General features: G+C 39.9%; 11 protein-coding genes, 1 tRNA gene, 1 rRNA gene, 1 other RNA gene and 2 pseudogenes. All 16 read left to right on the top strand.

All coding sequences use genetic code 11. The features are described from left to right. Positions 1–53: 53 nt before the first annotated feature. Positions 54–169 (top strand): 5S ribosomal RNA (rrf, locus tag O3599_RS09155). Between the two features lie 5 nt (positions 170–174). Continuing rightward, positions 175–248, top strand: a tRNA-Asn gene (locus O3599_RS09160). 720 nt (positions 249–968) lie between these two features. After that, a complete protein-coding gene (gene comW / locus O3599_RS09165; protein WP_247939864.1) occupies positions 969–1202 on the top strand; it encodes a sigma(X)-activator ComW in 234 nt (77 codons plus the stop codon). Positions 1203–1435: 233 nt separating this feature from the next. Further along, positions 1436–2722 (top strand): adenylosuccinate synthase, encoded by a 1287-nt coding sequence (locus tag O3599_RS09170; protein WP_001832534.1) that lies wholly within the window; start codon positions 1436–1438, stop codon positions 2720–2722. A gap of 200 nt (positions 2723–2922) precedes the next feature. Further along, on the top strand, positions 2923–3390 hold the full coding sequence (gene tadA / locus O3599_RS09175) for a tRNA adenosine(34) deaminase TadA (RefSeq protein WP_001110112.1): 468 nt from the start codon (positions 2923–2925) through the stop codon (positions 3388–3390). A gap of 32 nt (positions 3391–3422) precedes the next feature. Further along, an RNA gene (gene ffs, locus O3599_RS09180) (signal recognition particle sRNA small type) lies at positions 3423–3520 on the top strand. 56 nt (positions 3521–3576) lie between these two features. After that, positions 3577–4020 carry a dUTP diphosphatase gene (locus O3599_RS09185; RefSeq protein ID WP_078238237.1) on the top strand — a complete coding sequence of 148 codons (444 nt, stop codon included), beginning with the start codon at positions 3577–3579 and terminating at the stop codon, positions 4018–4020. Further along, positions 3980–4537, top strand: a complete 558-nt coding sequence (locus O3599_RS09190; RefSeq protein WP_261017067.1) for a phosphoglycerate mutase family protein — start codon at positions 3980–3982, stop codon at positions 4535–4537. The genes O3599_RS09185 and O3599_RS09190 overlap by 41 nt, the downstream gene beginning before the upstream one ends. 13 nt (positions 4538–4550) lie before the next feature. Further along, on the top strand, positions 4551–5912 hold the full coding sequence (gene radA, locus O3599_RS09195) for a DNA repair protein RadA (RefSeq protein WP_261018339.1): 1362 nt from the start codon (positions 4551–4553) through the stop codon (positions 5910–5912). Between the two features lie 72 nt (positions 5913–5984). After that, positions 5985–6482 (top strand): carbonic anhydrase, encoded by a 498-nt coding sequence (locus tag O3599_RS09200; protein ID WP_004237611.1) that lies wholly within the window; start codon positions 5985–5987, stop codon positions 6480–6482. Positions 6483–6506: 24 nt separating this feature from the next. Then, on the top strand, positions 6507–7322 hold the full coding sequence (locus tag O3599_RS09205; RefSeq protein ID WP_261018337.1) for a PrsW family glutamic-type intramembrane protease: 816 nt from the start codon (positions 6507–6509) through the stop codon (positions 7320–7322). A gap of 145 nt (positions 7323–7467) precedes the next feature. Continuing rightward, complete coding sequence (locus O3599_RS09210; protein ID WP_033682853.1) at positions 7468–8436, top strand: ribose-phosphate diphosphokinase; 969 nt, start codon at positions 7468–7470, stop codon at positions 8434–8436. A 118-nt stretch (positions 8437–8554) separates the two neighbouring features. Beyond that, entirely contained in the window at positions 8555–9433 is an 879-nt protein-coding gene (locus tag O3599_RS09215) for an Rpn family recombination-promoting nuclease/putative transposase (protein WP_143952644.1), read from the top strand. Continuing rightward, a pseudogene (locus tag O3599_RS09220) lies at positions 9434–9811 on the top strand (hypothetical protein); the annotation flags it as partial. Between the two features lie 1102 nt (positions 9812–10913). Continuing rightward, positions 10914–11168, top strand: a pseudogene (locus O3599_RS09225) (N-acetylmuramoyl-L-alanine amidase family protein); the annotation flags it as partial. A gap of 225 nt (positions 11169–11393) precedes the next feature. Further along, a complete protein-coding gene (locus tag O3599_RS09230; protein ID WP_247939862.1) occupies positions 11394–12764 on the top strand; it encodes a PspC family transcriptional regulator in 1371 nt (456 codons plus the stop codon). The last annotated feature ends 60 nt before the right edge of the window (positions 12765–12824 follow it).

Below are 12824 nucleotides of genomic sequence, written 5' to 3' on the forward strand. Positions count from 1 at the left end.
AAGGTTTTCTTGATTTGAATAGATATTCAATTTTGAGTAGGTATTACTCAGAGTTAAGTGACGATAGCCTAGGAGATACACCTGTACCCATGCCGAACACAGAAGTTAAGCCCTAGAACGCCGGAAGTAGTTGGGGGTTGCCCCCTGTGAGATATGGAAGTCGCTTAGCTCTAATCCGCCATAGCTCAGTTGGTAGTAGCGCATGACTGTTAATCATGATGTCGTAGGTTCGAGTCCTACTGGCGGAGTAGTTAATTAAAGGAGGTTTCGGCCTCTTTTTTGTTATATAATTAATAATCTATCTCGCTTCATTAGATGCGAGATTTTTTTATTGACGATAGAAGTTTCAGACACCATCATTTTCGAGCACTGATAGCACTTAAAACAACGCTCTCTTAACTTACGCAATCAGGTCAAGATGGGGTGTCGTAGTTCAGTTTAGCGAGGATTTCCTTATGTGTACCCCTATTGATGATATCCATAATTTAGAAATTAGGGTCTGTAAGCTCTAGTAATTTTGTGATAAAGTGTAATTGTTCCATATGATTCTTTCTAATGATGGTTTGGTGCTTTTTCGTTATAAATCTTATGGAATTTTTTCTACCCTAAAATAGGTTCTATAATACCCATAGAGGACAAATATTATAGTTGCTTTTCTTTTTAATAATTATTAAGTGCTTCATTTCTATTCAATCACTTTATATTTTAAACTGAGAAAGATTCAATGCACAGGATGATTTATAATATAGTAACCGTAAAGGATAATTTTTGTAAATCATTTATATGAAATTTTTTATTTTTAGGGATTTAATAGTTTGTTTTTGATGTAAGATATTTGTTCCTATTCTGTCAACTTTTCCTATTTTTTCTCTTGTTGAGGTTGGTATTTTAACAATTCAGGAATTATTAATGATTAATTAAAATTTTTTGTTAGAATAAGATCATAAAAAGTAAAGGAGTGTATGCTTATGCTACAAAATATTTATGATCAGATGACTGATTTCTATGACAGTATCGAAGAAGAGTATGCTACTTTCTTTGGTAATAGTTGGGACTGGGAACATTTTCATTTTAAATTTTTGATTTATTATTTAGTTAGATATGGCATTGGGTGTCGTAGGGATTTTATCGTTTACCATTATCGTGTTGCTTATCGTTTGTATCTTGAAAAATTGATAATGAAACAAGGTTTTGTTGCTTGATGAGACAGTATGAGTTAATTTCCGAACAAATTTAACTTTTTGTGGGAAAATAATGATAAATAGCCGGAATTTTTTCTAAAACATTTTTTAATAGTTGGAAATAGCAAATCTTTCTATTGTTTCTTCTTGATAAAAAGGCAATTTTTTCTTATAATAAATTGTAAGATATAATTGCAGGTGAGAGTCCTGCCATGTATGTGAGAAAGGAAGAGCCTGAGGGCTCAGACAAGATTATGACTTCAGTTGTTGTTGTAGGTACCCAGTGGGGTGATGAAGGTAAAGGGAAGATTACAGACTTCCTTTCAGCGAATGCAGAAGTGATTGCACGTTACCAAGGTGGTGATAATGCTGGTCACACGATTGTGATTGATGGTAAGAAATTTAAGTTGCACTTGATTCCATCTGGGATTTTCTTCCCTGAAAAAATCTCTGTTATCGGGAACGGTATGGTTGTAAATCCTAAATCTCTTGTGAAAGAGTTGAGCTATCTTCATGAAGAAGGTGTGACAACTGATAACTTACGTATTTCTGATCGCGCGCATGTTATTTTGCCTTATCATATCGAGTTGGATCGTTTGCAAGAAGAAGCTAAGGGTGACAATAAGATTGGTACTACAATTAAGGGAATTGGTCCAGCTTATATGGACAAGGCTGCTCGTGTGGGAATTCGTATCGCAGATCTTTTGGATAAAGATATTTTCCGTGAGCGTTTAGAACGTAACCTTGCTGAAAAGAATCGTCTTTTTGAAAAATTGTATGATAGTAAAGCTATTGCTTTCGATGATATTTTTGAAGAATATTACGAATATGGTCAACAAATCAAGAAATATGTGACCGATACATCTGTTATTTTGAATGATGCGCTTGATAATGGTAAACGTGTGCTTTTTGAAGGTGCACAAGGTGTTATGCTAGATATCGACCAAGGTACATATCCATTTGTTACGTCTTCAAACCCTGTAGCTGGTGGTGTGACAATTGGTTCTGGTGTTGGGCCAAGCAAGATTGACAAGGTTGTAGGTGTATGTAAAGCCTATACGAGTCGTGTAGGAGACGGTCCCTTCCCAACTGAGTTGTTTGACGAAGTGGGAGAACGTATTCGTGAAGTTGGTCATGAATATGGTACAACAACTGGTCGTCCACGTCGTGTGGGTTGGTTTGACTCAGTTGTCATGCGTCATAGCCGTCGTGTTTCTGGTATCACTAACCTTTCATTGAACTCTATCGATGTTTTGAGTGGTTTGGATACAGTTAAAATCTGTGTAGCCTATGATCTTGATGGTCAACGTATTGACTACTATCCAGCTAGTCTTGAGCAATTGAAACGTTGTAAGCCTATCTATGAAGAGTTGCCAGGTTGGTCAGAAGACATCACCGGTGTCCGTAATTTGGAAGATCTTCCTGAAAATGCACGTAACTATGTTCGTCGTGTGAGCGAATTGGTTGGCGTTCGTATTTCTACTTTCTCAGTAGGTCCTGGTCGTGAACAAACAAATATTTTAGAAAGTGTTTGGTCGTAAGAGATTTTTAAGATTTGTTTAAGATAGGTCGGGTATACTATAGACAGTTACAAGAAGACCTCCTAACTTGTTGTAACAAATATCCTAAACTTTTCTTTTTCATAATAATCTCCCTATAGAGTCACCGCATTCGGTGGCTTTTTTTGTGTTGGGATTCATGATATAATAATAAAATCGATAAGTAGGAAAAGAGAAAAGAGATGAATTATACAGTTGAAGAAAAAGAAGTCTTTATGAGGGAGGCTTTGAGAGAGGCTGAGATTGCTCTTGAACACGATGAAATTCCAATTGGTTGTGTGATTGTCAAGGACGGGGAAATCATTGGTCGTGGGCATAATGCGCGTGAGGAGTTGCAACGAGCGGTTATGCATGCGGAAATTATGGCTATAGAGAATGCGAATCTGAGTGAGGAGAGCTGGCGCTTGCTTGATTGCACGCTTTTTGTGACCATTGAGCCGTGTGTCATGTGTAGTGGGGCGATTGGCCTCGCCCGTATTCCAAACGTGGTCTATGGGGCTAAAAACCAGAAATTTGGCGCTGCTGGGAGTTTGTACGATATCTTAACAGATGAGCGTCTCAATCATCGTGTGGAGGTTGAAACGGGAATTTTGGAAGATGAATGCGCAGCTATTATGCAGGACTTTTTTAGAAATAGACGGAAAAAATAATTTTGCTTTTAAAATGAATAGGAATGTGATATAATAAATAGTGGAGCAACAGTTCTGCGTGAAGCGGGTCAGGGGAGGAATCCAGCAGCCCTAAGCGATTTGAATTGTGTGCTCTTTTTTTCGTGCTTTTTCCGAATAAATAAGATAGAATAATCTAGAATAAATGATAATAGAAAAGAGAAGATGATGAAAATTCGTGGTTTTGAATTGGTTTCTAGTTTTACAGATGAAAATTTATTGCCAAAGCGTGAGACAGCGCATGCGGCTGGTTACGACTTAAAGGTTGCTGTGCGTACGGTTATTGCGCCAGGAGAGATTGTCTTGGTTCCGACAGGGGTTAAGGCCTATATGCAGCCGACTGAGGTTCTCTACCTCTATGATCGTTCTTCAAACCCTCGTAAGAAGGGATTGGTTTTAATTAATTCAGTTGGGGTTATTGATGGGGATTATTATGGAAATCCTGGGAATGAAGGGCATATTTTTGCTCAGATGAAGAATATCACAGACCAAGAGGTTGTTCTTGAAGTTGGAGAACGTGTTGTCCAGGCTGTCTTTGCTCCTTTCTTAATTGCAGATGGAGATATGGCTGATGGCGTTCGAACTGGTGGATTTGGATCGACCGGGCACTAGAATGAAGATTATCTTTGTACGTCACGGGGAGCCAGATTATCGTGAGTTAGAGGAGCGTTCTTATACGGGATTTGGGATAGATTTGGCCCCCTTGTCTGAGAAGGGACGGCAGCAAGCCCAGAAACTGAGCACCAATCCTTTACTCCCTTCAGCTGAAATAATCGTATCTTCTGCAGTCACAAGAGCTTTAGAAACAGCTTCTTATGTGGCTTGTGTTACTGGACTTCCTTTGAGAGTGGAACCATTATTGCATGAATGGCAGGTCTATGAAAGTGGCACAGATAATTTTGAAAAAGCTCGTGCTATATTTCTAGAAAATAATGGGGAGTTACTTCCTAATAGTCCTATTCAATATGAGACAGCTGCGAAGATGAAGTCTCGTTTTCTAGAATGCATGGCTAAGTATCGAGATTACCAGACCGTGATAGTGGTAACTCACAACATGCTCATGCGCCAGTTTGTGCCAAATGAGAAGATTGATTTTTGCCAAGTAATTGAGTGTGAGATAGAGATATAGAAAGAGGTTTATTATCGCAAAGAAAAAAGCGACATTTGTATGTCAAAATTGTGGCTATAATTCCCCTAAATATCTGGGACGTTGTCCTAACTGTGGGTCTTGGTCTTCTTTTGTAGAAGAGGTTGAGGTTGCCGAGGTCAAGAATGCACGTGTATCCTTGACAGGTGAGAAAACTAAGCCCATGAAACTGGCTGAGGTGACTTCAATCAACGTCAATCGAACCAAGACAGAGATGGAGGAATTCAACCGTGTACTTGGAGGCGGAGTGGTACCAGGAAGTCTCGTCCTCATAGGTGGGGATCCTGGGATTGGGAAATCAACCCTTCTCCTACAAGTCTCAACTCAGCTGTCTCAAGTTGGGACTGTTCTCTACGTCAGTGGGGAGGAATCTGCCCAGCAAATCAAGCTACGAGCAGAGCGCTTGGGTGATATTGATAGCGAGTTTTATCTTTATGCAGAGACCAATATGCAGAGTGTTCGTGCTGAGGTGGAGCGTATCCAACCAGACTTTCTCATTATTGACTCCATCCAGACTATTATGTCTCCTGAGATTTCAGGGGTGCAGGGGTCTGTTTCTCAAGTGCGTGAGGTGACGGCTGAACTTATGCAGCTGGCCAAGACCAATAATATTGCGATCTTTATCGTAGGCCATGTGACCAAGGAAGGAACCTTGGCTGGGCCTCGTATGTTGGAGCATATGGTGGATACGGTCCTTTACTTTGAAGGGGAGCGTCACCATACCTTCCGTATCTTGCGAGCAGTCAAAAACCGTTTTGGTTCCACTAATGAGATTGGGATTTTTGAGATGCAGTCGGGCGGATTGGTTGAGGTGCTCAATCCGAGTCAAGTTTTCCTAGAAGAGCGTTTAGACGGGGCTACGGGCTCGTCCATCGTTGTGACCATGGAAGGGACGCGTCCGATTTTGGCGGAGGTTCAGGCTTTGGTGACACCGACCATGTTTGGAAATGCCAAGCGTACGACGACGGGACTTGATTTCAATCGCGCAAGCTTGATTATGGCTGTTTTGGAAAAGCGAGCAGGTCTTCTCTTGCAAAATCAAGATGCTTACCTCAAATCTGCTGGCGGTGTGAAATTAGATGAGCCTGCCATTGACTTAGCAGTTGCTGTCGCCATTGCTTCCAGCTATAAAGACAAGCCAACCAATCCTCAGGAATGTTTTGTAGGTGAACTGGGCTTGACAGGAGAAATTCGGCGTGTCAATCGGATCGAGCAGCGGATTAATGAAGCTGCTAAACTAGGTTTTACTAAGATTTATGTACCTAAGAATTCCTTGACAGGTATTCAACCACCTCAGGAAATTCAGGTGATTGGTGTGACAACCATTCAGGAGGTTTTGAAAAAGGTTTTTGCTTAATCTGTGACAAATCCTCTTAAAAATGATAAGATAGGAGAAATATTTGACTCTCAAACTGTTAAGGAGGAAATCATGTCTTATTTTGAACAGTTTATGCAAGCCAATCAGGCTTATGTTGCCCTACATGGGCAGTTAAATCTGCCACTTAAACCCAAAACAAGAGTGGCTATTGTGACCTGTATGGACTCTCGTCTGCACGTTGCGCAAGCCCTGGGCTTAGCACTTGGGGATGCTCATATCTTGCGGAATGCAGGTGGTCGAGTGACAGAAGACATGATTCGTTCGCTGGTTATTTCCCAGCAACAAATGGGGACAAGAGAGATTGTGGTGTTACACCATACAGACTGTGGTGCTCAGACCTTTGAAAATGGCCCTTTTCAGGAGTATCTGAAAGAGGAATTGGGTGTCGATGTGTCAGACCAGGACTTCTTGCCCTTTCAAGATATAGAGGAGAGTGTGCGTGAGGATATGCAACTCCTTATCGAGTCTCCCCTAATACCAGATGATGTCATTATCTCTGGTGCTATTTACGATGTGGATACAGGAAGTATGACAGTCGTAGAATTGTAAAAAATTCATTTAGAAAGAAAGTGTATGAAGAAAAACAGCATTTTATTTATTTTTATTTTATTGCTATGTATTGGTTTGCAGTATGAAACTATCTACTATACGGACGGTTCGATGTCAGGTGCGGAATATGGACTCATGGGAGTTTCTATCTTTCTAGCTCTCTTTTACATGATTCCGGCTCTTTATTTCCTTTTCCGTATTGGGAAAAAATGGGAATTGCCAAAGAATGCCTTGATTTTGTCTTTATTGGGTGGGATGTTCCTTTCAGGCTGGCTGTCTAGCTTTGCGAATACCTATATCCATGATTTACTGGGTATTCTTTTCCCAGATAGTGCATTTTTAAATGCCTTTGAAAGTGCGATTGTGGCTCCTTTGGTAGAAGAACCCTTGAAATTATTGCCACTTGTTTTTGTTTTAGCTTTGATTCCTGTGCGAAAGTTAAAATCTTTGTTTTTACTAGGAATTGCTTCTGGTTTGGGATTCCAAATGATTGAGGATATTGGCTACATTCGTACGGATTTACCAGAGGGCTTTGACTTTACTATTTCGAGAATTTTAGAGCGTATCATCTCAGGAATTGCCTCTCACTGGACTTTTTCAGGTCTGGCTGTAGTGGGTGTTTACTTGCTTTACAGAGCCTATAAAGGGCAGAAGGATGGCAAGAAAGAGGGGCTTATTTTCCTAGGTTTAGCCTTGGGAACTCATTTCTTGTTTAACTCTCCTTTTGTAGAATTAGAGACAGAGTTGCCTTTAGCGATTCCAGTGGTTACGGCTATTACTCTCTATGGTTTTTATCAGGCTTATCGCTTTGTTGAGAAGCACAATGAGTTGATGAACTAGAATATTTTTTAAAAGAATGATGCAAGGGTACAAATATGGTGCCCTTCTTTTATTTTTGATTGAAAAATAGTGCAAAAAGCGCTACAATGGTAAATGGAAAAATCTTGTGAAAAGCACAAGCGATACATATATACCGGAGGAAATCATGTCTTTTTCTGATTTAAAGCTGTTTGCCCTTTCTTCTAATCAAGAATTGGCAAAACGTGTAGCGCAGGAGATTGGGATAGAGTTGGGGAAATCAAGTGTTCGTCAATTTTCAGATGGAGAGATTCAGGTCAACATCGAAGAATCAATCCGTGGGAAACACGTCTTTATCCTACAATCAACTAGCTCGCCTGTAAATGACAATCTGCTTGAAATTTTGATTATGGTAGATGCTTTGAAGCGTGCCAGTGCAGAATCTGTCAATGTTGTCATGCCTTACTATGGGTATGCACGTCAGGATAGAAAGGCGAGAGCGCGTGAGCCAATCACTTCAAAACTTGTTGCAAATATGCTTGAAGTAGCTGGAGTGGATCGTTTATTGACCATCGACTTGCATGCTGCGCAGATTCAAGGATTCTTTGATATTCCTGTGGATCACTTGATGGGAGCTCCTCTGATTGCGGATTATTTTGAGCGTCGTGGTATGGTTGGTTCTGACTATGTGGTTGTCAGCCCAGACCATGGAGGGGTGACTCGTGCCCGTAAGTTGGCAGAATTTTTGAAAACATCTATTGCTATCATCGACAAACGTCGCAGTGTTGATAAGATGAATACCAGTGAAGTCATGAACATCATCGGTAAGGTCGAAGGCAAGACTTGTATCTTGATTGATGATATGATTGATACGGCTGGAACGATTTGTCACGCGGCAGATGCCCTTGCGGAAGCTGGTGCTGTTGAAGTCTATGCAAGCTGTACGCACCCAGTTCTTTCTGGTCCTGCTATGGACAATATCCAAAAATCAGCTATTAAGAAATTGGTTGTTTTGGATACCATCTATCTGCCAGAAGAGCGTTTGATTGATAAGATTGAACAGATTTCGATTGCTCATCTACTGGGTGATGCTATCGTACGTATCCATGAAAAACGCCCACTTTCTCCACTTTTCAGTATTGAGAAAAAGATTTAATGACCAAGCCTGAGATGATTCTCAGGTTTTTTTCGTCTCTTTTGCGAATAAATAAGTAGTAGCAGTGAATCTAGTAAACCTAGATTTAAAAATGTGCTATAATGAAAGGAGAAGAAATATGACTGTACGTCATCCGGGCATTAGCCCGACCAATGACTTGGTTGCTAAGAAAATCTTTAGCAATCCAGAAATCACTTGTCAATTTATCCGTGATATGTTGGATTTACCAGCCAAAAATGTAACCATTTTGGAGGGGAGTAACATTCATGTCTTGCATTCCCTACCGTACTCGGCTCAGGATTTTTACACTAGTATAGACGTTTTGGCAGAGTTGGATAATGGTACTCAAGTAATTATTGAGATTCAAGTTCATCATCAGAATTTTTTCATTAATCGCCTGTGGGCTTATTTGTGCAGTCAGGTCAATCAAAATCTCGAAAAAATTCGCCAACGAGAAGGTAATACACACCAGAGTTACAAACACATCGCACCAGTATACGCTATCGCAATTGTAGATAGTAATTACTTCTCAGATGACCTAGCTTTTCATAGTTTTAGCATGCGAGAGGACACGACAGGTGAGGTCTTAACCATCACAAATAACGGTCAAGAAAACCATCTAGTCAAGATGGCATTCTTGGAACTAAAAAAATATAGAGAAACCAGCAAGGATAGCGTTCGCAAACCGTGGTTGGAGTTTTTTGGGAATAAACCCTTTACTCAGGAACCCGAGCGAGCCATCAGCCAGGCAGACCAACTGCTAGACTACAAGAGCTGGTCCGAGGAGGACAGGAAAATGTTTAGTCAACTACGTATGCGAGAAGAACAAGCCTTGTTAGCACAGGACTATGCCTTGGAAACAGCTAGGGCGGAAGGTGGTTTTGTTATGTTAGCAAATCTAGTCCGCCAAGGTCTTCTGACCTCTGAGGTAGCTAGCCAGCAATTAGGCATGACCGTTGCTGAATTTGAGTCACTATTGAAAGAGCATCACAAATAAGAATTAAAAAAATACAGAGAAACCAGCAAAGACGAGGTTCGCAAGCCGTGGTTGGAGTTTTTCGGCAACAAGCCCTTTACCCAACAACCCGAGCGAGCCATCAGCCAAGCAGACCAACTGCTAGACTATAAGAGCTGGTCCGAGGAGGACAGGAAAATGTTTAGTCAACTACGTATGCGAGAAGAACAAGCCTTGTTAGCACAGGACTATGCTTTGGAAACAGCTAGGGCGGAAGGTCTTGAACAAGGTCTTGAACAAGGTTTAGAACGTGGGAAACTCTTTGCCTTCCTGGATATGGTCCACCAAGGTTTTTTGACATCTGAGGTTGCCAGCCAGCAGCTGGGTATGACGGTCTCTGAGTTTGAGGCTTTACTGTGAGTTCGATCTTTCATCTACATAGTAGGAAGTTTATGAAATGGCAAGTGTTATCCAAATACTTGCCGTTTTTACTTGACTTTTACAAGGGTTTGTAAGATAATACCAGAGAAGTAAGTTCTGTCTAACCATCTATATAGTTTAGATATAAAAGATATCATCTGAGGGATGAGTATTTGCGAAATGTCAACTTGGAGACTAGAGTATTTCAGGGGGATTTTTTTCGCAAGTTAGCTTTCTTTTCCTTTTTTCGAAGAAATGGGAAAAAAGTTAAAAAAACATAAGAAAACTCTTGACAAATCCTACAAATATTTATATACTGTATGGTAGTAAGATAGTCTTACGAAAAAATATTTTAATGAAAAACAAAGGAGATAAAACGATGAAAAAAGTTTTATTGACAAGCGCAGTCGCTCTTGCAGCATTTGGTGCTGTACAAGCTGTTTCAGCTAACACTGTAACTCTTAAAGCTGGTATGGTAGATCCAAAAACAGGTAAACTAGTGACAGACGCAGGTTCGCACGATGGACAAAATACTGCTACAGATAGAGATGTATTTCAAAATGGTAAATTAGTAAATAACTTGCCTGGATACAGCCGTTTTGGTAATTTTGATATTAAAAAAGCTTCAGTTACTCCAGTTGCTGAAGTAAAAGACAAAGGTGAACACTATGTTCGTGTAAACGTTGTAGATGCTAAAGGGAACCCAATCCCAGGTGTAGCTATTGATTTTGCAGTTACGACTGATAAAGGTGTTGTATATGTAACAGTTACTACAGATGAAGCAGGATCAGCTATTGTAACAAAAACAGTTAAAGTTCCAGTTGATGCAGCTGGAAATAAAGTAGACGCTGAACTCCCAGTAAGTTTTGCTGAAGGAACAGTAGTAAAATATCGTCTAGTGAAATCTTACGCTTCAGATGGTAAGGATGTAGAATTTAAAGGTGAATTCAAAGTTTCTGGTGATTTGTATACAAATGCAAATATCATTATCAATGAAGTTCGTCATACAGATGTAACATTCCAAGGGCAATCTACTGAAACACCTGCTAAAAAAGCAGAATGGATTCAATCAGGTTCTCGCTGGTGGTACAAACATGCTGATGGTTCTTACACAACTAACGGTTGGGAAAAAATTAACGGTACTTGGTACTACTTCGACCAAGCTGGTTGGATGGCAACTGGTTGGGTTAAAGACAACGGAACTTGGTACTACCTTGAAAACTCAGGTGCTATGAAAGCTAGCCAATGGTTTGAAGTTGGTGGTAAATGGTACTACGTAAACGGTTCAGGTGCCCTTGCAGTTAACACTACTGTAGATGGTTACACTGTAAACGGAAACGGTGAATGGGTTAAATAAGCAATTGTTTAATATCGCAGGAGATGAATCTCCTGCTTTTTTGTTGCCTTTTTGTCAACTGTAGTATACTGGGTTTTGGAAATAAAATAATAAATTAAATACTCTTAATATTTCTATTTTTTTACTTTTAAATTTTTCTACACTTTTTATGTTTTTTATTGCACTAATTATAGAAAAGGGATATAATGAAATAAATTTAATAGGTTAACAAAGGAGGTTTTTCTTATGAAGAAAACACTTACAGGTATCTTGCTAGCAACTTCAGTGCTAACTATGGCTGCAGTTCAGCCAGTAAGCGCTGCAAGTACGGAAACTGGTACATCGTCTACAGGTGCTCAATCGACTTCATCATTTAAGGAAATTCATTTCGTGACATTCCAAAACGGTAGACCAGTTGATATCAAGGCAGCGGTTACAGGAACAGCAACAGCTGATACAAGTCATCCAGTTATTGATAACTATATGTATACTACTAGTAGAGTAGAAGATGGAATTCTTTACCATATGTATGCTCCTACCAGTACCTCAGGTAATACTAGCAATGTCTCCCAAACAAACCCATATCGTAGAGATAATAACCAAACTAATGGTAGTAATGCCAATCAAAACAATGGTAGTGCTAATAACGGGGCAAGTAGTAACCAAACTAACGGAACTAATGCCAACCAAAATAATGGTGCTACTACTAACAATAGTGCAAGTAGCGGTCAGTTCAAAACAGAGAACGGAAAAGTCTACTATATCAAGGACGGTAAAAAGGTTAGCGGTTGGCAAAAAATCGATGATAAGACTTACTACTTTGAAGCTGATGGTGCTATGAAGAAAGGTCTATTGACTGCAGGTGATAAGCAATACTATCTAGATGAAAAAGATGGTGTTAAAAAGCTAGGCTTTGTAAAAGTTGCTGACAAGACTTATTATTTTGTAGAAGATGGTGAGAAGAAAACTGGTTTTGTTAAAATTGATGAGAAAACTTACTATGTCAAAGAAGGTGTCCGTCTAACTGGTGATATTACTGTTGATGGGAAACATTATTTTTTGGATGAGGAAGGTGTCCTTAAACAAGGGATTGTTATGATTGATGGTAAAAAATTCTTCATCGATAGCGAAGGAAATCGTCAGGCTGGCTGGAAGAAGGTCGAGATTGACTGGTACTATTTCTCTAAAGAAGATGGAATGAAGACTGGTTGGCTGAAAGATGGTGGTAAGTGGTATCATTTTAGTGCCGCAGGCGTGATGCAAAAATGGTGGTTTAAAGAAGGTGACACTTGGTACTACTTAAATGGTTCAGGCGAAATGCAAACTGGTTGGTTGCAAGATGGTGGCACATGGTATTATCTAAATGGTTCAGGTGCCATGGCGACAGGCTGGGCTCAAGTTGGTGGTACTTGGTACTACTTAAACAGTTCAGGTGCTATGAAAACTGGTTGGTTGAAACAAGGTGGTAGTTGGTATTATCTTGATGGTTCAGGCGCTATGAAGACTGGCTGGTTCCAAGTAGATGGCAAATGGTACTATGCTTATAGTTCAGGCGCCCTTGCAGTAAGCACTACAGTTGATGGTTATTACGTAAATGCTAACGGTGAGTGGGTTTAAAAGTGTAAAATTCACCTTATAAAATGTAAATGATGAAAAGAAAATAAAAAGAAAGCTTAT

The organism is Streptococcus sp. 27098_8_103, from assembly GCF_041432345.1.
In the GTDB taxonomy this organism is placed as follows: domain Bacteria; phylum Bacillota; class Bacilli; order Lactobacillales; family Streptococcaceae; genus Streptococcus; species Streptococcus mitis_BV.

Excerpts from the sequence above, each read along its gene's own strand:
- comW (WP_247939864.1), top strand. The coding sequence starts at position 969 with ATGCTACAAAATATTTATGATCAGATGACTGATTTCTATGACAGTATC.
- O3599_RS09170 (WP_001832534.1), top strand. The coding sequence starts at position 1,436 with ATGACTTCAGTTGTTGTTGTAGGTACCCAGTGGGGTGATGAAGGTAAA.
- tadA (WP_001110112.1), top strand. The coding sequence starts at position 2,923 with ATGAATTATACAGTTGAAGAAAAAGAAGTCTTTATGAGGGAGGCTTTG.
- O3599_RS09185 (WP_078238237.1), top strand. The coding sequence starts at position 3,577 with ATGAAAATTCGTGGTTTTGAATTGGTTTCTAGTTTTACAGATGAAAAT.
- O3599_RS09190 (WP_261017067.1), top strand. The coding sequence starts at position 3,980 with ATGGCGTTCGAACTGGTGGATTTGGATCGACCGGGCACTAGAATGAAG.
- O3599_RS09200 (WP_004237611.1), top strand. The coding sequence starts at position 5,985 with ATGTCTTATTTTGAACAGTTTATGCAAGCCAATCAGGCTTATGTTGCC.
- O3599_RS09205 (WP_261018337.1), top strand. The coding sequence starts at position 6,507 with ATGAAGAAAAACAGCATTTTATTTATTTTTATTTTATTGCTATGTATT.
- O3599_RS09210 (WP_033682853.1), top strand. The coding sequence starts at position 7,468 with ATGTCTTTTTCTGATTTAAAGCTGTTTGCCCTTTCTTCTAATCAAGAA.
- O3599_RS09215 (WP_143952644.1), top strand. The coding sequence starts at position 8,555 with ATGACTGTACGTCATCCGGGCATTAGCCCGACCAATGACTTGGTTGCT.
- O3599_RS09230 (WP_247939862.1), top strand. The coding sequence starts at position 11,394 with ATGAAGAAAACACTTACAGGTATCTTGCTAGCAACTTCAGTGCTAACT.